The sequence below is a fragment of the Streptomyces sp. NPDC054770 genome, assembly GCF_053611985.1.
In genome coordinates this window covers 22,105-40,309 of the sequence record NZ_JBSHBL010000020.1, presented here as the reverse complement: position 1 = coordinate 40,309, position 18,205 = coordinate 22,105, and the positions used below count along the sequence as shown (strand labels likewise).

Here is an 18,205-nt window from a genome sequence, read left to right as displayed (position 1 = left end):
GCTGGTCGCGCAGTTCCCCGCGCCCCTTACGGGGCGCTTCAGCTCGGGGCGGTCATTTGAGCGCCGCCTCCATCATCGCCTTCGCCACCGGTGCCGCGAGACCGTTGCCGCTCACTTCCGACCTCGCCGCGTCCGACTGTTCGACCAGGACCGCGACGGCGACCTCTTTCCCGGTGCTGTCCGACTTGCCGTACGACGTGAACCAGGCGTACGGCGTCTGGCTGTTGTTCTCGCCGTGCTGGGCCGTGCCCGTCTTGCCGCCCACCGTCACGCCGCCGATCTTCGCGTTCGTGCCCGTGCCCTGCTCGACCACCGTCTGCATCGCGGACTGCAACTGCTCCGCGGTCGAGGAGCTGACGATCTGCTCGCTGCTCGCCTCGTCGTCGTAGTTCTTCAGCGTGTCACCACCGCTGTCGGTGATCTGCGAGACCATGTGCGGGGAGACCAGCTTGCCGCCGTTGGCTATGGCGGCCGACACCATGGCCAACTGGAGCGGGGTCGCCGTGACGTCGAACTGGCCGATGCCGGAGAGGCCGGTCTGGGCCTTGTCCATGCCGGAGGGGTAGACGCTGGTGTAGGCCCGCACCGGCACGTCCTGCTTGTCGTCGTTGAAGCCGAACTTCTCCGCCATCGCCCGGACCTTGTCCTGGCCCAGGTCGACGGCCATCTTCCCGAAGACGTTGTTGCAGGAGTACTCCAGGGCGGTGCGGATCGAGGCGTTCTCGCAGGGCGCCGAGGCGCTCTCGTTCTTCAGGGGGGTCGTCGTGCCCGGCAGGGTGTACGGGTTGGGGCTGGTGGTCTTGTCGTCGACGTTCGCGTAGAGGCCGTCCTCCAGAGCCGCCGCCGCGACCACCAGCTTGAACGTCGAGCCCGGCGGCAGCGGCTGGCGCAGCGCCCGGTCGGTGAGCGGCTTGTCCGAGTCGGCGTTGAGCTTCTTCCAGGCCGTACCGGCGGTGTTGGCGTCGGTGAGCGAGGAGGGGTCGTACGACGGGGTCGACACGACCGCCAGGATCTTCCCGGTCTTCGGGTCGATCGCGACCGCCGCGCCCTTCTTGTCGCCGAGCGCGTCGTACGCCGCCTTCTGGACGTCCGGGTCGATCGTGGTGATCACGTCGCCCGGTTCGGCGCGCTCCCCGGTGACCGTGTCCATGACCGTCTTCAGCCGGTTGTCGGTGCCGTTGAGGAGGTCCTGGTAGACGCCCTCCAGCAGGGTCGGGGCATAGCTCTGCGAGGCATAGCCCGTCACCGCCGCGTACAGCTTGCCGTTCGTGTACGTGCGCTTGTACTTGAGGTCGCTGTTGCTCAGGGTCTGCGTGGAGCCGGTGATCGACTCACCGGCCACGATGATGTTCCCGAGCGGCTGTGAGTACGTCTCGATGACGTTGCGCCGGTTGTTCGTGTTGTCCGCGAGGGCCTGACCGTCGTAGAACTGCACCCATGTCGCCCTGAGCAGCAGGGCGAGCACGAGCAGCAGTGTGAAGACGGACGCCCGCCTGATCGTCTTGTTCATCCCGCTCAGACAGACGAGCGAAGGCGGGGTGTGCGTTCCCTGCCGGCGGATTTTTCATCGTCCGCTCATGCGGGCCCGCGGGCCCCGCCGGGTCAGAGCCTGCGCGTCGCCAGCGTCAGGCGGTCCCGTGCGTCGAACAGGGCGTCCTTGATCATCTGTTCGTGGGCGGGGGTGAGGCGGGCCACCGGGACCGAGCAGCTGATCGCGTCGCGGGCCGGGGTGCGGTACGGGATCGCCACGCCGAAGCAGCGCAGCCCGAGCGTGTTCTCCTCGCGGTCGATCGCGAAGCCCTGCTCGCGGATCTGGTGGAGCTCCTCGATGAGCTTCTCGCGGTCGGTGATGGTGTGCTCGGTCAGCGCGGGCAGCGTCTCCGGCAGCAACTTGCGGACCTGCTCGTCGGTGTGGGTGGCGAGCAGCGCCTTGCCGAGCGAGGTGGAGTGCGCGGGCAGGCGGCGGCCCACCCGGGTGAAGGGGCGCAGGTAGTGCTGGGACTGGCGGGTGGCCAGGTAGACCACGTTCGTGCCGTCGAGGCGCGCGAGGTGGATGGTCTCCGTGGTGTCGTCGGAGAGCCGGTCCAGGGTCGGGCGGGCGGCCGCCACCACCTCGTCGCCGTCGATGTACGACGTGCCGACGAGCAGGGCCCGCACCCCGATGCCGTACCGGGTGCCGGTCGCGTCCGTCTCCACCCAGCCCAGCTCCACCAGGGTGCGCAGCAACATGTAGAGGCTGGACTTGGGATATCCGACGGCCTCCTGGACGGCCGCGAGGGAGTGCATGCCGGGCCGGCCTGCGAAGTATTCGAGCAACTCAACGGTCCGTACCGCGGACTTGACCTGTGCCCCGCCGCCTGTCTCGCCTGCCGACATCGCCCTTGACCCCTTCGTTGGACGAGAAACCGTGGTTATAGTCTCCAACAGCATATTCATCATCAGAGACAGCGTTCAGCATATCGAACATCCCTGGTGAATGACCCGGATACTGCGGCAGAACGCAACCATGGAGGGACCCGCGGTGGCAGCAGCACCAGTCTGGAGTGTCGACCCGCGCACCGGGAAGCAGCGTGAACAGGTTGCGGTGGAAGCCACAGCCGAGGAGGTCGACGCCGTCGTCACGGCCGCGCACGCCGCCCGGGGCTCGCTCGCCGACCGTACGGTCCGCGCCGCCTTCCTGCGCTCCGCCGCCGCCGGACTCGACGCGGCCAAGGACCAGCTGGTCGAGGCCGCCGACGCCGAGACCGCGCTCGGCCCCGTCCGGCTGACCGGGGAACTCGCCCGCACCGCCTACCAGCTGCGGGCCTTCGCCGGCATCGTCGACGAGGGCGCCTTCCTCGACGTCATCATCAACCACCCCGACGCCACCGCCACCCCGCCCGTTCCCGACCTGCGCCGCTACAAGGTCCCGCTGGGTGTCGTCGCCGTCTACTCGGCCTCCAACTTCCCCTTCGCCTTCTCCGTCGCCGGCGGCGACACCGCGAGCGCGCTGGCCGCCGGCAACCCGGTCGTCGTCAAGGCGCACCCCGACCACCCGGCCCTGTCCGAGCTGGTGGCGAAGGTGCTGCGCCGGGCCGCCGCCGAGCACGGCATCCCGGAGGCCGTCGTCGGTCTCGTGCACGGCTTCGAGGCCGGCATCGAGCTGATCAGGCATCCGCTGGTCGCCGCCGCAGGCTTCACCGGATCGGTACGGGGCGGGCGGGCGCTGTTCGACGCGGCCGCCGCGCGTCCGGTGCCGATCCCCTTCCACGGCGAGCTGGGCTCCCTGAACCCGGTCCTCGTCACGGAGGCCGCCGCCACCGAGCGCGGCGAGGAGATCGGCACCGGGCTCGCCGGGTCGATGACCCTGGGCGTCGGGCAGTTCTGCGTGAAGCCGGGCCTGGTGCTGGTGCCGGGCGGCGCCGCCGGTGACGGCCTGGTCAAGTCCCTCACGGACGCGGTCAGCAACACCGACGCGGGCGTGCTGCTCGACCACCGGATGCGGGACAACTTCGTCGCCGGGGTCGCCGAGCGGGCCGGACTCCCCGACGTGGAGAGCCCGGTGACGCCGGGGGCGGGCGGCGAGCACACCGTGAGCGCAGGGTTCCTCACGGTGCCGGCGAGTCGGCTGGCCGAGGCCGGGGCGTACGACCTGCTCCTGGAGGAGTGCTTCGGGCCGGTGACCGTCGTGGTCCGCTACGAGGACCGGGGGGAGGCGACGGCGGTGCTGTCGCGGCTGCCGGGGAACCTCACGGCGACGGTTCACGTGTCCGCCGAGGAGGCCGCGGGGGAGGGGCTGGGGGCGGAGATCCTCGCGGAGCTGACGCCGTTGGCCGGGCGCGTGCTCGTCGATGGGTGGCCGACGGGGGTCGCTGTGGCCCCGGCCCAGCATCATGGCGGGCCCTACCCGGCCACCACGTCGACGTCGACTTCCGTGGGCGGTACGGCCATTGAGCGGTGGCTGCGGCCAGTGGCTTATCAGGGGGTGCCGGAGGCGTTGCTGCCGGCGGAGTTGAAGGACGGGAATCCGCTGGGGCTTCCTCGGAGGTTCAACGGGGTTTTGGAGCGGTAGCACCGGAGGGGTGTGGGGTACGTCGCGGAGTGCCGGTTCGATGTGGCTGGTCGCGCAGTTCCCCGCGCCCCTGGGTCGGCTGGGCTTGCCCTGGTTTCCAGGCACGGTCTCGCGCCTCCAAGTTGGCTTCCCGTGACCATGTCACATGGTTCTGCTGACACAATCCGACCATGGACGTCGAACTTCCCGAACTTCCTTTCCCGCTCCGTACCTACGGGCCCGACGGGCACTGGTTCTATGAGGACGGGGTGCTCACCGGGTGGGCCGGGGCCCGGCAGGACCGGTTCGTCTCGCCCACCGGGGAGGCGCTGGATCCCGCCTCGGACGCGCCCCGGCTGCTCGGGGCGCCCGAAGGGGACTTCCAGCTGATCGCCCGGGTCACCGTCGGGTTCGGCGCCGCATTCGACGCCGGGGTGCTGTACGTCCACGTCGGCGACCGGGCCTGGGCCAAGCTCTGCCTGGAGAACTCCCCGGACGTGCCCACCGTCTGCACCGTGGTCACCCGGGGGCACTCCGACGATGCCAACTCCTTCACGGTGGAGGGGAGTTCGGTCTGGCTGCGGATCAGCAGGACCGGGCGGGCGCTGGCCTTCCACGCCTCCCGGGACGGCAAGAAGTGGGTCTTCGTGCGGCTGTTCACCCTGGGCGGCGAGAAGGAGACGGAGGGCGCCCTGGTCGGCTTCATGACCCAGTCGCCGATGGGGGAGGGCTGCGTGGTGACGTACGACCACATCGAGTTCAGGCCCGACTGGCCGGCCGACCTGCGCGACGGAAGCTGAGCGCGAAGGTCACGGCGAACAGGGCCGCGGCCAGCGTCAGACTCGCCCGCATCCCGGCGGCGAAGCCGTGGCCGACCAGGGCGCCGAACACCGCGATCCCGAGTCCGCCGGCCACCTGCCGGGCCGCGTTGAGCACCCCGGCCGCCAGGCCCGCCCGCTCTGCCGGTACGGCCTCCATCATCATGACGGTCAGCGGCGGCACGGTCAGCGCGCAGCCGAGCGCCATCGGGACCAGCAGGACGGCCACCACGAGGGCGGACGTGCCGGAGCCGACGGACAGCAGGCCCAGCAGGCCGGCCGCGGCCAGCGCCTGGCCGATCAGCATCGGCAGCCGCGGGCCGTGGCGGCCGGCCAGCTTTCCGGAGACCACGTTGGTCACTCCGATCAGCGCGGACATCGGCAGGAAGAGCAGCCCGGTGTACAGCGCCGAACGGCCCTGGACCTGCTGGAAGAAGAGCGAGAAGACGAACACCACGCCGAAGAAGGCCACGCTGCACGCCACCCCGGCCGCCACGGACACCCGTACCGCCCCGTCCCGGAACAGCTCCAGCGGGACGACCGGGTGCGCCTGCCGCCGCTCGACGCGGACGAACAGGCCGGCCGCCGCCAGCGCCAGGGCGAAGGCCACGAGTCCCGTCGTACCGCCCTCGATGACCGCGAAGGTGAGGGCGGTGAGGGCGACGACGGCGGTGAACTGGCCGGGAAGGTCCAGTGGGGCCGGACGGCGCTCCGAGCGCGGGGCGCGCACCAGCAGGAGCAGCGCGACCGCCCCGAGCGGCAGGTTGATGAAGAAGATGCCGCGCCAGTCCCAGGCCGCGGTCAGCGCGCCGCCCGCCACCGGGCCCAGCGCCAGCGCGACCGAGCCGCCGGCTCCCCACAGCGCGACCGCCTTCGTGCGCTGCACGGGATCCGGGTACGCGTGCCGGACCAGGGAGAGCGAGGCCGGGAGCACGACGGCCGCCGCGGCGCCCTGCACCACGCGCGCCCCGATCAGAGCCGGGAGGGTCGGCGCCAGGCCGCAGGCCGCCGAGGCGAGGGTGAAGACGGCGATGCCGAGGCCGTACGCCCGGCTCGCCCCGGCCCGGTCCGCGAAGGCGCCGGTGGAGAGCATCAGGGCGGCGAAGGCCAGCGTGTAGGCGTCCACCGTCCACTGGAGTCCGGACAGGCCGCCGCCGAGCGCCGAGCCGATCGCGGGCAGGGCCACGTTCACCACGGACGCGTCGAGGGTGATGAGCGCGAAGCCCAGCAGGGCGGCGGTCAGGGTGAGGGCGGGGGCGCGGCTCTGTCCCTTGTTCAACTCGCTCTCTTCGGTGTCGATGCGGGTGGCCCGTCGGGTCTGGTCGGTCGGCATGGCTCCATGCTGCTGATCGGGCGCGGCGTACAGTAGTGGCCCGAATGCCAGGTGTCCGGAGGTTCTGGCCATGCTGCGAGTCGCGGTTGTCGCGTCCCCACCCGTGTCGATGTTCAACCTCGCCATTCCGGAAATGCTGTTCGACAAGGCGGAGGTCGACGGGCGGCCCGGCTACGAGGTGGTGATCTGCGCGCCCGACCCCGGCCCGGTGCCCACCACGGGCGGCCTGGACCTGCACGTCCCGCACGGGCTCGAGGTGCTGCGGGAGGCGGACACCGTGATCGTGGCCGGCACCGGCAAGCTCTACTCGCCGGACCCCCGGGTGCTGGCGGCGCTGCGCGAGGCCGCCGAGGCGGGGGCGCGCATCGCCTCCATCTGCACCGGCGCCTTCTCCCTCGCCGAGGCCGGACTGCTCAAGGGCCGCAGGGCGACCACCTACTGGAAGCACGCCGACGAACTGCGCCGCCGGCACCCCGACGTCGAGGTCCAGGGCGACGTCCTCTACGCCCAGGACGGCCCGTTCCTCACCTCCTCCGGCTACGCCGCCGGCATCGACCTGTGCCTGCACCTCGTCCGCACCGACTACGGCGCCGCCGTCGCCAACGAGGTCGCCCGCCTCGCCCTGGTCGCCCCGGTGCGGCCGGGCGGGCAGACCCAGTTCACCCACACCCCGCTGCCGCCCGAGCGCGGCACCGCCTGCGCCGACACCCGCGGCTGGGCCATGCGCAACCTCGACAAGCCGCTCACCCTCACCGACCTGGCCCGGCACGCCGGGGTCTCGGTGCGCACCCTCACCCGCCGCTTCCACGCCGAGAGCGGGGTCAGTCCGCTGCAGTGGCTGCTGCACCAGCGCGTGGAACGGGCCAGGGAGCTGCTGGAGACCAGCACGCTCCCCATGGACCAGGTGGCCGCCGCCTGCGGCCTCGGCACCGCCGACTCGCTCCGCGCCCATCTGGTCCGCCGTACCGGGCTCACCCCGAGCGCCTACCGGGCCCAGTTCAGCCGGCACGGAACCGACGCGGCCGGGGCCACGTCCTCCGTTGCATGATCGATGACAGTGTGAAGGGCCCCCGCGTGATCCGTACGGCCCTGTCCGCCGAGGCGGAGACGATCGCCGCGCTGCACCACCGGGCCCGGTCGACGTACTACCCGGACGGGCTCCCGGAAGACGGCACCGACTGGACGGCCGCCTGGCGCGGAGCCGTCGAACGGCCCGACGGGCAGGTGCTGTGCGTGGTGGAGGCGGGCGCGGTCATCGGGGTCGCCTCCTTCCGCACCCCGGAGGGCACCGGTGCCGAAACGGTCAAGCTGTTCCAGTTCCATGTCGACCCCGACCGCTGGCGGGCCGGTGTCGGCACCGCCCTGCACGCCGCCTGCCTGGAGCAGTGGCGGGCCGAGGGCAGGCGGACCGCGGTGCTGGACGTGCACGTCGACAACCTGCGCGCCCAGGCCTTCTACGCCCGCCAGGGCTGGGTGCCGGACCCGGAGAACCCGCCGGCCGAAGGCGATCACCACGTGTACCTGAGGTACGCGGTGGACGGGGAATGACGCGGGCTGTTTGAAGGTTCAGGTAGTTGCAAGTCCTCTTATGACTACCTGGAGAGCCGACAACATGCGCGTCGAGATCTGGTCCGATATCGCTTGCCCCTGGTGCTATGTCGGAAAAGCGCGTTTCGAGAAGGCGCTCGCCGCCTTCCCGCACCGCGACGACGTCGAGGTCGTGCACCGCTCCTTCGAGCTGGACCCCGGCCGCGCCAAGGACGACGTCCAGCCGGTGCTCGCCATGCTCACCAGGAAGTACGGCATGAGCGAGGCGCAGGCCCAGGCCGGCGAGGACAACCTGGGCGCGCAGGCCGCCGCCGAGGGCCTGGCGTACCGCACCCGGGGCCGTGACCACGGCAACACCTTCGACCTGCACCGGCTGCTGCACCTCGCCAAGGAACACGGCCGCCAGGACGAGCTGATCCAGATCCTGTACCGGGCGAACTTCGCCGAGGAGCGGTCCCTGTTCGGCGAGGGCGCCGAGCGGCTCGTCGAGCTGGCCGTGGAGGCCGGGCTGGACGCGGCGGCCGTGCGCGAGGTGCTCGCCGACCCGTCCCGCTACGCCGACGAGGTCCGCGCCGACGAGCGCGAGGCCGCCGAGCTCGGTGCGAACGGGGTGCCGTTCTTCGTCCTCGACCGGAAGTACGGGGTCTCGGGCGCCCAGCCCGCCGAGGTGTTCACACAGGCGCTCAGCCAGGCCTGGGGCGCCCGCTCCCCGCTGAAGCTCATCGACGAGGGCGGCGCCGAGGCCTGCGGGCCGGACGGGTGTGCGGTGCCCCAGCACTGAGACAGCGGCTGCGGCAGACACTGCGAAAGTCCAGGTCGGGGCCGTCGTATAAGCGTCGCTTGGCGGAACCACGTAGAAATCCGCAATGGACGGGGTGTTCAGCGGGCCGCAGAGTGGACGCATGGAGACCACGGAGACGTTCGAGAGCCTCGTCCGCGCCGAGTTCACCCCGAAGAGCACCTACCTCAACACCGCCAGCAACGGCCTGCTGCCCGCCCGTACCGTGGCCGCCCTGCACGAGGCGGCGCTGCTGCGGTCCGAGGGGCGGCCCCTGACCTCGCTGTACGAGGACGTGGAGGCGTGCCGGGCCGCCTATGCCCGGCTCGCCGGCGTCCCGGCGACCCGGGTCGCGGCGGGCGCCTCGGTCGCCGCGCACTCCGGCGTGATCGCCGCCTCGCTGCCGGCCGGCGCCGAAGTGCTCACCGCCGAGGACGACTTCACCTCCGTACTGAACCCCTTCCACGTCCGCGGCGACCTCAAGGTCCGCGCGGTGCCGCTGGAGCGCATCGCCGAGTCCGTCCGCCCGGAAACCGCCCTCGTCGCGGTCAGCGCGGCCCAGTCGGCGGACGGCCGGATCGCGGACCTGCCCGCGCTGCGCGAGGCCGCCCGCGCGCACGGGGCCCGCACCTACGTCGACTTCTCCCAGGCCGCCGGCTGGCTGCCGATGGACGCCGACGCGTACGACTTCACCGCGTCCGTCTCCTTCAAGTGGCTGCTCGGCCCGCACGGCGCGGCCTTCCTGGTGGTTCCCGAGGACTTCGGCGGGCTGACCCCGATCCTCGCGGGCTGGGTCGCGGGCGAGGAGCCGTGGGACAGCTGCTACGGCCCGGTCGCCGAACTCGCCCACTCCGCCAGGCGGTTCGACCTCACCCACGCCCTGTTCACGTTCGCCGGCCTGCGCCGCTCGCTCGACCTGATCGAGGAGCTCGGCGTGGCCGCCGTGCACGCCCACGACGTGGGCCTCGCCGACCGGTTCCGCGCCGGGCTCGCGGCCCTCGGGCACGAGGCGTTGCCCGCCCCCGGCTCGGCGATCGTCTCGGTCCCCGGGCTCGGCGGCCGGCAGCCCGGGCTGAGCCGGGCCGGTATCGAGGTCTCCAACCGCTCGGGCAACCTGCGCGCGGCCTTCCACCTCTTCAACACGCCCGCCGACGTGGACCGCCTGCTCGACGCCCTCGCGGGCTGACCCGGCCCGGCGCTGTGACACGGCTCAGGGGCCGCCACGGCGGACGTGGCGGCCCCTGAGAGGGGGGTCCCTGGGAGGGGTTCCCTGGGAGGGGTCCCTGTGAGAGGAAAGGGGACGATCAGCGGATCGGCGTGAAGTCCCGGGCCCCGATGAACTCAGGCCGGCGCACCGGGGCGGCGAACGGTTCCACCGCCGTGTTCTCCACGCTGTTGAACACGATGAACACGTTGCTGCGCGGGAACGGCGTGATGTTGTCGCCGGAGCCGTGCATGCAGTTGCAGTCGAACCAGGTCGCCGACCCCGCCCGGCCGGTGAACAGCTTGATGCCGTAGCGCGAGGCCAGCTCGGTCAGTGCCTCGTCGGAGGGCGTGCCCGCGTCCTGCATCTGCAGCGACTTCTTGTAGTTGTCCTCGGGCGTGGCGCCGGCGCAGCCCAGGAACGTCCGGTGCGAGCCCGGCATGATCATCAGGCCGCCGTTGGTGTCGTAGTTCTCGGTCAGGGCGATCGAGACGGACACCGTGCGCATGTTCGGCAGGCCGTCCTCGGCGTGCCAGGTCTCGAAGTCCGAGTGCCAGTAGAAGCCGCCGGCCCCGAACCCGGGCTTGACGTTGATCCGGGACTGGTGGACGTACACGTCCGAGCCGAGGATCTGCCGGGCCCGGCCGACCACCCGCTCGTCGCGCACCAGGTTCGCGAACACCTCGCTGATCCGGTGCACTTCGAAGACGGACCGGATCTCCTTGGACTTCGGCTCCACGATGGAGCGTTCGTCGGCCCGGATCGCCGGGTCGGTGATCAGCCGCTCCAGCTCCCGCCGGTACACGGCGACTTCGTCGTCCGCGATGAGCTGCTCGATGGCGAGGAAGCCGTCGCGCTCGAACGCCTCCAGCCGGTCCGTGGCGATCGGCCCGGCCGCACCGGGCGCCGACCAGACGACCGGGTCCTTGCGGGGGACGGTGACCTCGACGGGCCCCCGGCTCGGGTACAGGTCGGTGATCGTGGTCATGGTCAGCCCTCCTCCGTCAGCAGCGGGTAGACGCCGTTCTCGTCGTGGTCCTCCCGGCCGGTGACCGGCGGGTTGAACACGCAGACGCAGCGGAAGTCCTCCTTGACGCGCAGCGAGTGCCGCTCGTGCCCGTCGAGGAGGTACATGGTGCCGGGCGTGATCGTGTACGACGTCCCGGTCTCGTGGTCGGTCAGCTCGGCCTCGCCCTCGACGCAGACGACGGCCTCGATGTGGTTGGCGTACCACATCGACGTCTCCGTGCCCGCGTACAGGATCGTCTCGTGCAGCGAGAAGCCGACCCGCTCCTTCGCGAGGACGATGCGTTTGCTCTCCCAGGTCCCGGACGCGGACTTCACATGCCGGTCGGTACCTTCGATCTCCTTGAACGAACGGACGATCACGGTGGTGTACAGCCTCCTTGTTTCGATCCGGTCAGACGGTTTCGCGGACGGCCCGGGCGAGGATGCTGAGCCCCTCGTCCAGTTCGTCCGGGGTGACGGTCAGGGCGGGCAGCAGCTTGACGACCTCGCTCTCCGGCCCCGACGTCTCGATGAGCAGCCCCAGTTCGAAGGCGCGTTTGGCGATCCGCCCGGCCCGCTCCTTCTCGTGGAACTCCATGCCCCACACCAGGCCCCGCCCCCGGTACTCCCGCACGTCGGCGAGGTTCTCCTCGACGATCGCGATGAGCCCCTGCTCGACCTGCTCGCCCTTGGTCCGGGTCTGCTTCTCCATCGCCGGGCCGTCGGTCCAGTAGGTCTCCAGGGCGGCGGTCGCGGTGACGAAGGCGGGGTTGTTGCCGCGGAAGGTGCCGTTGTGCTCGCCCGGCTCCCAGACGTCCAGCTCGGGCCGGAACAGGCAGAGCGACATCGGCAGCCCGTATCCGCTGATGGACTTGGACACGGTGACGATGTCCGGGACGATCCCCGACTCCTCGAAGGAGAAGAAGGCCCCGGTGCGTCCGCAGCCCATCTGGATGTCGTCCACGATCAGCAGCATGTCCTGCCGCTCGCAGAGCGCCTTGAGGGCGCGCAGCCACTCGGCCCGGGCGACGTTGATGCCGCCCTCGCCCTGCACGGTCTCCACGATCACCGCGGCCGGCTTGTTGAGCCCCGACCCCTGGTCCTCAAGGAGTCGCTCGAACCAGAGGAAGTCCGGCACGGTGCCGTCGAAGTAGTTGTCGAAGGGCATGGGCGTCCCGTGCACCAGCGGGATCCCGGCCCCGGCCCGCTTGAAGGCGTTACCGGTGACCGCGAGGGACCCGAGGGACATCCCGTGGAAGGCGTTGGTGAAGGACACGATCGCCTCGCGCCCCTTCACCTTCCGGGCGAGCTTGAGAGCCGACTCGACGGCGTTCGTCCCCGTCGGCCCCGGGAACATGACCTTGTACGGCAGCTCGCGCGGCCGCAGCACCAGGTCCTGGAAGGCCTGGAGGAACGACCGCTTGGCCACCGTCGACATGTCGAGGCCGTGGGTGACCCCGTCACGCTCCAGATAGTCGAGCAGCGCCCGTTTCAGTACGGGGTTGTTGTGGCCGTAGTTGAGTGATCCGGCGCCGGCGAAGAAGTCCAGGTACTCATGGCCGTCCTCGTCGTACATGCGGCTGCCCCGCGCCCGGTCGAACACGGTCGGCCAGCCGCGGCAGTAGCTGCGGACCTCGGACTCCAGGGTCTCGAAGACACTCAGGTCGGGCTGGATGATGGTCACGGCGGGGCTCCTCAGTGCGATGTGGGGGTCAAGGGGCCGATGCGGTACAGGACTTCGGGGTCGTGCGGACCGTCGGGGAACTCGCCGGCCTCGAACAGCACCGAGCGCTCGACGGTGGCACCGTGCCGGGCGGCGTACGAGGTGAACAGGTGCTCGGAGGCGGTGTTGCCGGGCGTGATGGTGGTCTCGACGGCGGTGAGCGGCCGGTCGGCGGCCACCTGTGCCGTGAGCCCGTCCAGCAGTCGCGCGGCGATGCCGCGACCGCGCTCCGCGGCGTCCACGGCCACCTGCCAGACGAGCAGCGTGTCCGGCCGGTCCGGCCGGATGTATCCGGTCACGAACCCGACGGGCTCGCCGTCCGCGCCGCGCGCCACCGCCGAGGTGCCGGCGAAATCCCGGCACCACAGCAGATAGCTGTACGAGGAGTTCAGATCGAGGCTTCCGGAATCCTTGGCGATACGCCAGAGAGCGGCACCGTCGGTCACCAGCGGGCGGTCGACGATCAGGTCTGCTTGTGGGGCAGTCATGCGGACCGAATTTAGCGAGGCAAATAGAAAAATGCACGGCGGGGGGAGCTGCCGACTCAACCCGCCGTGCACTTATGTCCCTATATTTCCTACCCCAAAGCGGACAATTGGCCTGGTTATGTGGAGTGCGTCACAGGGCTGAAACCTGGACGAAATTCCCCCCGTTTAGCTCCGCAAAAAGCGGGCAGAAGAACTCGGGTAAGCCATCGGTCGAAAGGGAATTCAAAATTGCCCTGAATTCAGGTTCTGATAACTCCGTCGATGCGTTCCCGCAGGACGCCGGCGGAGCCGGCCGGCTACCGCCAGGCGGAATCCACCGCCCGCCGGGCTCCCGCCAGGTCCACCGGCAGACCCTTTTTCGCCAGTCCCGCGCCGAGTGCCGCGAGGCTGGAGCGGACGGCGTCGGCCGTCGCGTCCACCCCGTAGTGGTTGACCCGGATCATCTCCTTCGCCAGCGCGCCCCCGCCCGCCGCCAGCGGCAGGGTGCCGTCGCCCGCCAGGGCCTCGGCGACCAGCTCCGACGCCACCACGCCCGCCGGCACCCGCAGTGTCGTGGCGACCGGCGCCGCGTCGGACTCCGCGTACACGTACGGCTCCAGGCCGCCGCCCAGTGCCACCGCACCGGCCCGGGTGGCCAGCGCCGCGGCGCGGTGCCGGGCCATCACGGTCTCCAGGCCGTCCGCCTCGATCCGCTCCACACAGGCCTCCAGCGCCAGCATCTCCAGCTGCGCCGGCGCGTGCAGCAGCACCTTGCGGCCGCCGTCGACCCAGCGCTCCTTCCAGTCCAGCAAGGACAGGTAGGAGCGGCGCGGGGCGTGCGGGTTCGCCGCCATCCGGGCCCAGGCCCGCGCGCTCACCGAGACCGCCGAGACCCCGGCCGGACCGCCCATCGCCTTCTGGGCCCCGATCACGCACAGGTCCACGCCCCACGCGTCCGGCAGCACCGGCTCGGCCCCCACCGAGGCGACCGCGTCCAGGTAGAAGAGGGCGCCGTGGGCCCGTACCGCCTCGCCGATCTCCGCGACCGGGTTGGTGTTGCCGGTCGCCGCCTCCGCGTGCACCAGCGAGACGAAGTCGATCTCCGGGTGGGCGGTGAACGCCTCCCGGATCTGCCCGGCCGTCACCGCCGTGTGGAACGGCACGGCGAGATCGATCGCCGTCGCACCGCAGTCCCGCAGCCAGTTCCCGAAGGTCTGCCCGTACGGGCCGGTGATCACGTTCAGCGCGGTCGTCCCCGGCCCGGCCGCCGCCCTGATCGCGCCCTCCAGCGGCAGCAGCGCCTCGCCCTGCATGATCACGACGTCCTGGCGGGTGTCGAGGAGCCGGGCCACCCGGTCCTCGATCGCGGCGAAGCGGGCGGCGGTCAGCGGGGGCAGATCGAGGAAGGGGTGGGTCACGGCGGTGCTCTCCTCAGTCACGGACAGGTGGATCAAGACGAGCGTAACCGGCACCCACTCACCCCTCCGACCGGCGACTTCTTAGGCCGGACGGCCGCTCGGCCATCGGATTGATTTGAGGAACCCAAACATCTCCTTATAATCGGAACCCGCACAACCGGAATCCAAAGCTCCCTCACAGCTTCGCGGGGAGTCCCCACAGACCCACGGGAGGTCTCGTGACCACGCTCCTCGGGCGCCGCCGGGCTCGCACCCTGGCCGCCGTCACCGCCGCGGCCGGGCTGGCCCTCGTGGCCGGCTGCACGTCGAGCGGCAACGGCTCCAGCGCCTCCAGGACGGCCGCCGGCGGCGTCGTCCTCGTCAAGGCCGGGCAGCTCACCACCTGCACCCACCTGCCCTACCCGCCGTTCCAGTCGGAGGTCGACGGCAAGGTGCAGGGCTTCGACGTGTCGATGATCGACCTGGTCGCCAAGAACCTCGGCGTGAAGCAGCAGATCCTCGACACGCCGTTCGAGAACTTCAAGACCGGCGCCTTCCTCAACTCCGGCGAGTGCGACCTGGCCGCGGCCGGCATGACCATCACCGCCGAGCGCAAGAAGAACGTCGACTTCTCCGCCCCGTACTTCGACGCCACCCAGGCACTCCTCGTCGGCAAGAACAGCGGCATCACCTCGCTCGCCGACGCCAAGGCCAAGAAGGTCCAGCTGGGCGCCCAGGCGCAGACCACCGGCGAGGACTACGTCAGGAAGCAGGGCTTCGACCCGGTCTCCTTCGAGTCCTCCGACGCCGTCCTCAACGGCCTGCGCACCGGCCAGGTCAAGGCCGTCGTCATCGACTACCCGGTGGTCCAGGGCTGGCTCAAGGACAAGGCCAACGCGAACGCCTTCCAGGTCGCCGGCAACATCAACACCGGTGAGCAGTACGGCTTCACGGTGAAGAAGGGCAACACCAAGCTCCTCGCCGCCGTCAACAAGGCGATCGCCGACGCCAAGGCCGACGGCACGTACAAGAAGCTGTACGAGAAGTGGATCGGTCCCTACGACGCCTCGGCCGCGTCCCCCGCCGCCTCATGACCGTCGGCACGGACACCGGACTCCGGCCTCGCAGGAAAGGCCTGACCAGGACGCAGAAGCGCCGGCTGTCGCGCGGCGCGCAGTACGTCGTCTTCGTGGCCGCCGTGGTCGCCTTCGCCGTCGGCGCGGACTGGGGACGGCTGCAGAACCAGTTCGCCCAGTGGGACATCGCCAGGCAGATGTTCCCGGACGTCATCACGCTGGCGCTGAAGAACACCGTGCTCTACACCCTGTCCGGGTTCGTCGTCGGACTGGCCCTCGGCATGGTGATCGCGCTGATGCGGCTGTCGTCGGTCGGCCCGTACCGCTGGCTGGCCGGGATCTACATCGAGATCTTCCGCGGCCTGCCGGCCCTGCTGATCTTCATCTTCATCGGGGTCGCCGTCCCGCTCGCCTTCCCCGGCACGGAGATCGTCGGCGGCACCTACGGCAAGGTGGCCCTCGCGCTCGGCCTGGTCGCCGCCGCCTACATGGCCGAGACGATCCGCGCGGGCATCCAGGCGGTCCCCAAGGGGCAGCTGGAGGCGGCCCGTTCACTGGGCTTCTCACCCGCCCGCGCGATGGTCTCGATCATCATCCCGCAGGCGTTCCGCATCATCCTCCCGCCGCTGACCAACGAACTGGTCCTGCTCTTCAAGGACTCCTCCCTGGTCCTCTTCCTCGGCGTCACCCTGGAGGAGCGCGAACTGTCCAAGTACGGCCGCGACCTGGCCAGTACGACCGCCAACTCCACGCCGATCCTCGTCGCCGGCCTGTGCTACCTGCTGGTCACGATCCCGCTCGGCTTCCTCGTCCGCCGCATGGAGGCGAAGGCCCGGAAGGCCGTCAAATGAGCCGACCCGAGATCGAGGTGAAGGGCCTGCACAAGTCCTTCGGCGACAACGAGGTGCTGCGCGGCATCGACCTGGAGATCGGCCAGGGCGAGGTCGTCTGCGTCATCGGCCCGTCCGGCTCCGGCAAGTCGACGTTGCTGCGCTGCGTCAACCTCCTTGAGGAACCCACCCAGGGGCAGGTGTTCGTCGGCGGCACCGAGTTGACGGACCCGGACGTCGACATCGACGCCGTGCGCCGCCGGATCGGCATGGTCTTCCAGCAGTTCAACCTGTTCCCGCACCTCACGGTCACCGAGAACCTCACCCTGCCGCAGCGCCGGGTACTCCGGCGGGACAAGGCGCAGGCCGCGCGGGTGGCCGCCGAGAACCTCTCCCGCGTGGGCCTGTCGGAGAAGGCGGACGCCTACCCCGCCGCCCTCTCCGGCGGCCAGCAGCAGCGGGTGGCGATCGCCCGCTCGCTGTCCATGGGCCCCGAGGTGATGCTCTTCGACGAGCCGACGTCGGCCCTCGACCCGGAACTGGTCGGGGACGTCCTGGCGGTGATGCGGATGCTGGCGCAGGAGGGCATGACCATGATGGTGGTCACCCACGAGATGACCTTCGCCCGCGAGGTCGCCGACCGGGTGGTCTTCATGGACGGGGGAGTCGTCGTCGAGGACGGCACACCGGACCAGGTGATCGGCAACCCGACGCACGAACGGACCCGCCACTTCCTCTCCCGGCTCCTGGACCCGGCCATGGCCCAGGTGGAGGAGGACGGTACTCCATAGGAGGCGCCCGCTGGGACGCGCCCCAAAGGGGCGCGGGGAACTGCGCGACCAGCCACATCGAAACCCGCACCCGACGAACTATCGTGCGTGGCATGAGCGATCAAGCGGTGCTGCACGTGAAGGGCCGGGTCCTTGTGGGACCTGACGTAGTCCGCGACGAACTGTGGATCGTGGACGGCCGTGTCTCCTACGACCGTCCGGCCCACGCCCGTGACATCACGACCGTCGAGGGCTGGGCCCTCCCGGGCCTGGTCGACGCCCACTGCCATGTCGGCCTCGGCCCGCAGGGCCCGGTCGACGCGGCGACCGCCGAGAAGCAGGCCCGCACCGACCGCGAGGCCGGCACCCTCCTCATCCGGGACGCCGGCTCGCCCTCCGACACCCGCTGGGTCGACGACCGCGACGACCTCCCGAAGATCATCCGGGCCGGCCGGCACATCGCCCGCACCCGCCGCTACATAAGGAACTTCGCCCACGAGATCGAGCCGGCCGACCTGGTCGCGTACGTCGCCCAGGAGGCCCGGCGCGGCGACGGCTGGGTCAAGCTGGTCGGCGACTGGATCGACCGCGACCTCGGCGACCTGGCCCCCAGCTGGCCCCGCGACGCGGTCGAGGCGGCCATCGCGGAGGCGCACCGGCTCGGCGCCCGGGTCACCGCGCACTGCTTCGCCGAGAACTCGCTCCAGGACCTGGTCGAGGCCGGCATCGACTGCATCGAGCACGCCACGGGACTGACGGAGGACCTGATCCCCCTCTTCGCCGCCCGCGGCGTCGCGATCGTCCCGACCCTCGTCAACATCGCCACCTTCCCGCAGCTCGCGGCGGGCGGCGACACCAAGTTCCCGCGCTGGTCGGCCCATATGCGCCGGCTCCACGAGCGCCGCTACGACACCGTCCGCAGCGCCTACGACGCCGGCATCCCGGTCTACGTCGGCACCGACGCCGGCGGCTCCCTCGCCCACGGCCTGGTCGCGGACGAGGTCGCCGAACTGGTCACCGCCGGGATCCCGCCCCTCGACGCGCTCGCGGCGACCAGCTGGGCGGCCCGCGCCTGGCTCGGCAGGCCCGGCCTGGAGGAGGGCGCACCCGCGGACCTGGTGGTGTACGAGAGCGACCCGCGCGCCGACGTACGCGTCCTCGCGTCCCCCCGGAGAGTGGTGCTGAACGGGCAGATCGTGGAGTAAGGGAACTTCTGTGCCTGC

At 70.9% G+C, this 18,205-nt stretch carries 18 protein-coding genes; 10 read left to right on the top strand and 8 right to left on the bottom strand.

The window, feature by feature from the left end; genetic code table 11:
* Positions 1-52: 52 nt before the first annotated feature.
* A complete protein-coding gene (locus tag ACWGKQ_RS19545; RefSeq protein WP_453293172.1) occupies positions 53-1,510 on the bottom strand; it encodes a penicillin-binding transpeptidase domain-containing protein in 1,458 nt (485 codons plus the stop codon).
* A gap of 92 nt (positions 1,511-1,602) precedes the next feature.
* Positions 1,603-2,376 (bottom strand): IclR family transcriptional regulator, encoded by a 774-nt coding sequence (locus ACWGKQ_RS19540; RefSeq protein ID WP_123978118.1) that lies wholly within the window; start codon positions 2,374-2,376, stop codon positions 1,603-1,605.
* A 145-nt stretch (positions 2,377-2,521) separates the two neighbouring features.
* Here ACWGKQ_RS19540 and ACWGKQ_RS19535 point away from each other — a divergent pair, with 145 nt between their 5' ends.
* Positions 2,522-4,051 carry an aldehyde dehydrogenase (NADP(+)) gene (locus tag ACWGKQ_RS19535; protein WP_453293171.1) on the top strand — a complete coding sequence of 510 codons (1,530 nt, stop codon included), beginning with the start codon at positions 2,522-2,524 and terminating at the stop codon, positions 4,049-4,051.
* A 170-nt stretch (positions 4,052-4,221) separates the two neighbouring features.
* Positions 4,222-4,830, top strand: a complete 609-nt coding sequence (locus ACWGKQ_RS19530; protein ID WP_388913837.1) for a DUF1349 domain-containing protein — start codon at positions 4,222-4,224, stop codon at positions 4,828-4,830.
* Here ACWGKQ_RS19530 and ACWGKQ_RS19525 read toward each other — a convergent pair.
* Positions 4,790-6,181, bottom strand: a complete 1,392-nt coding sequence (locus ACWGKQ_RS19525; protein ID WP_453293170.1) for an MFS transporter — start codon at positions 6,179-6,181, stop codon at positions 4,790-4,792. The genes ACWGKQ_RS19530 and ACWGKQ_RS19525 overlap by 41 nt on opposite strands.
* 70 nt (positions 6,182-6,251) lie before the next feature.
* Between ACWGKQ_RS19525 and ACWGKQ_RS19520 the strand changes: the two genes are divergently transcribed.
* The 4 genes from ACWGKQ_RS19520 (at position 6,252) to ACWGKQ_RS19505 (ending at position 9,693) form a co-directional block, all read left to right on the top strand.
* Positions 6,252-7,229 carry a GlxA family transcriptional regulator gene (locus tag ACWGKQ_RS19520; RefSeq protein ID WP_453293169.1) on the top strand — a complete coding sequence of 326 codons (978 nt, stop codon included), beginning with the start codon at positions 6,252-6,254 and terminating at the stop codon, positions 7,227-7,229.
* Positions 7,226-7,729: an N-acetyltransferase family protein gene (locus ACWGKQ_RS19515; protein WP_453293168.1), complete on the top strand. Its 504-nt coding sequence runs from the start codon at positions 7,226-7,228 to the stop codon at positions 7,727-7,729. The genes ACWGKQ_RS19520 and ACWGKQ_RS19515 overlap by 4 nt, the downstream gene beginning before the upstream one ends.
* A gap of 64 nt (positions 7,730-7,793) precedes the next feature.
* Positions 7,794-8,510: a DsbA family oxidoreductase gene (locus tag ACWGKQ_RS19510; protein ID WP_453293253.1), complete on the top strand. Its 717-nt coding sequence runs from the start codon at positions 7,794-7,796 to the stop codon at positions 8,508-8,510.
* A 121-nt stretch (positions 8,511-8,631) separates the two neighbouring features.
* On the top strand, positions 8,632-9,693 hold the full coding sequence (locus ACWGKQ_RS19505; RefSeq protein ID WP_453293167.1) for an aminotransferase class V-fold PLP-dependent enzyme: 1,062 nt from the start codon (positions 8,632-8,634) through the stop codon (positions 9,691-9,693).
* Between the two features lie 118 nt (positions 9,694-9,811).
* Here ACWGKQ_RS19505 and thpD read toward each other — a convergent pair whose 3' ends face one another.
* The 5 genes from thpD to ACWGKQ_RS19480 all read right to left on the bottom strand — a co-directional run bounded on the left by thpD (position 9,812) and on the right by ACWGKQ_RS19480 (position 14,327).
* Positions 9,812-10,699, bottom strand: a complete 888-nt coding sequence (thpD, locus tag ACWGKQ_RS19500; protein ID WP_453293166.1) for an ectoine hydroxylase — start codon at positions 10,697-10,699, stop codon at positions 9,812-9,814.
* A gap of 2 nt (positions 10,700-10,701) precedes the next feature.
* The gene (locus ACWGKQ_RS19495) at positions 10,702-11,100 is read right to left on the bottom strand and encodes an ectoine synthase (RefSeq protein ID WP_293997165.1); all 399 of its coding nucleotides are present in this window, start codon (positions 11,098-11,100) and stop codon (positions 10,702-10,704) included.
* Between the two features lie 31 nt (positions 11,101-11,131).
* On the bottom strand, positions 11,132-12,403 hold the full coding sequence (gene ectB / locus ACWGKQ_RS19490) for a diaminobutyrate--2-oxoglutarate transaminase (protein WP_453293165.1): 1,272 nt from the start codon (positions 12,401-12,403) through the stop codon (positions 11,132-11,134).
* A gap of 11 nt (positions 12,404-12,414) precedes the next feature.
* Positions 12,415-12,930, bottom strand: a complete 516-nt coding sequence (gene ectA / locus ACWGKQ_RS19485; RefSeq protein WP_453293164.1) for a diaminobutyrate acetyltransferase — start codon at positions 12,928-12,930, stop codon at positions 12,415-12,417.
* 296 nt (positions 12,931-13,226) lie between these two features.
* Positions 13,227-14,327 carry a pyridoxal-phosphate-dependent aminotransferase family protein gene (locus tag ACWGKQ_RS19480; protein ID WP_453293252.1) on the bottom strand — a complete coding sequence of 367 codons (1,101 nt, stop codon included), beginning with the start codon at positions 14,325-14,327 and terminating at the stop codon, positions 13,227-13,229.
* A 218-nt stretch (positions 14,328-14,545) separates the two neighbouring features.
* Here ACWGKQ_RS19480 and ACWGKQ_RS19475 point away from each other — a divergent pair, with 218 nt between their 5' ends.
* From ACWGKQ_RS19475 to ACWGKQ_RS19460, 4 genes are all read left to right on the top strand, one after another.
* Complete coding sequence (locus ACWGKQ_RS19475) at positions 14,546-15,400, top strand: transporter substrate-binding domain-containing protein (protein WP_453293163.1); 855 nt, start codon at positions 14,546-14,548, stop codon at positions 15,398-15,400.
* Entirely contained in the window at positions 15,397-16,233 is an 837-nt protein-coding gene (locus ACWGKQ_RS19470) for an amino acid ABC transporter permease (protein ID WP_453293162.1), read from the top strand. Before ACWGKQ_RS19475 ends, ACWGKQ_RS19470 begins: the two co-directional genes overlap by 4 nt.
* Positions 16,230-17,003, top strand: coding sequence for an amino acid ABC transporter ATP-binding protein (locus tag ACWGKQ_RS19465; RefSeq protein ID WP_453293161.1), 774 nt, complete (start codon positions 16,230-16,232; stop codon positions 17,001-17,003). Before ACWGKQ_RS19470 ends, ACWGKQ_RS19465 begins: the two co-directional genes overlap by 4 nt.
* 92 nt (positions 17,004-17,095) lie before the next feature.
* Entirely contained in the window at positions 17,096-18,187 is a 1,092-nt protein-coding gene (locus ACWGKQ_RS19460) for an amidohydrolase family protein (protein WP_453293160.1), read from the top strand.
* Positions 18,188-18,205: the final 18 nt, after the last annotated feature.

What these genes read in the sequence shown, in the direction of transcription:
- ACWGKQ_RS19545 (WP_453293172.1), bottom strand. Translation starts at nt 1,510, where the DNA reads ATGAACAAGACGATCAGGCGGGCGTCCGTCTTCACACTGCTGCTCGTG.
- ACWGKQ_RS19540 (WP_123978118.1), bottom strand. Translation starts at nt 2,376, where the DNA reads ATGTCGGCAGGCGAGACAGGCGGCGGGGCACAGGTCAAGTCCGCGGTA.
- ACWGKQ_RS19530 (WP_388913837.1), top strand. Translation starts at nt 4,222, where the DNA reads ATGGACGTCGAACTTCCCGAACTTCCTTTCCCGCTCCGTACCTACGGG.
- ACWGKQ_RS19525 (WP_453293170.1), bottom strand. Translation starts at nt 6,181, where the DNA reads ATGCCGACCGACCAGACCCGACGGGCCACCCGCATCGACACCGAAGAG.
- ACWGKQ_RS19520 (WP_453293169.1), top strand. Translation starts at nt 6,252, where the DNA reads ATGCTGCGAGTCGCGGTTGTCGCGTCCCCACCCGTGTCGATGTTCAAC.
- ACWGKQ_RS19515 (WP_453293168.1), top strand. Translation starts at nt 7,226, where the DNA reads ATGATCGATGACAGTGTGAAGGGCCCCCGCGTGATCCGTACGGCCCTG.
- ACWGKQ_RS19510 (WP_453293253.1), top strand. Translation starts at nt 7,794, where the DNA reads ATGCGCGTCGAGATCTGGTCCGATATCGCTTGCCCCTGGTGCTATGTC.
- ACWGKQ_RS19505 (WP_453293167.1), top strand. Translation starts at nt 8,632, where the DNA reads ATGGAGACCACGGAGACGTTCGAGAGCCTCGTCCGCGCCGAGTTCACC.
- thpD (WP_453293166.1), bottom strand. Translation starts at nt 10,699, where the DNA reads ATGACCACGATCACCGACCTGTACCCGAGCCGGGGGCCCGTCGAGGTC.
- ectA (WP_453293164.1), bottom strand. Translation starts at nt 12,930, where the DNA reads ATGACTGCCCCACAAGCAGACCTGATCGTCGACCGCCCGCTGGTGACC.
- ACWGKQ_RS19470 (WP_453293162.1), top strand. Translation starts at nt 15,397, where the DNA reads ATGACCGTCGGCACGGACACCGGACTCCGGCCTCGCAGGAAAGGCCTG.
- ACWGKQ_RS19465 (WP_453293161.1), top strand. Translation starts at nt 16,230, where the DNA reads ATGAGCCGACCCGAGATCGAGGTGAAGGGCCTGCACAAGTCCTTCGGC.
- ACWGKQ_RS19460 (WP_453293160.1), top strand. Translation starts at nt 17,096, where the DNA reads ATGAGCGATCAAGCGGTGCTGCACGTGAAGGGCCGGGTCCTTGTGGGA.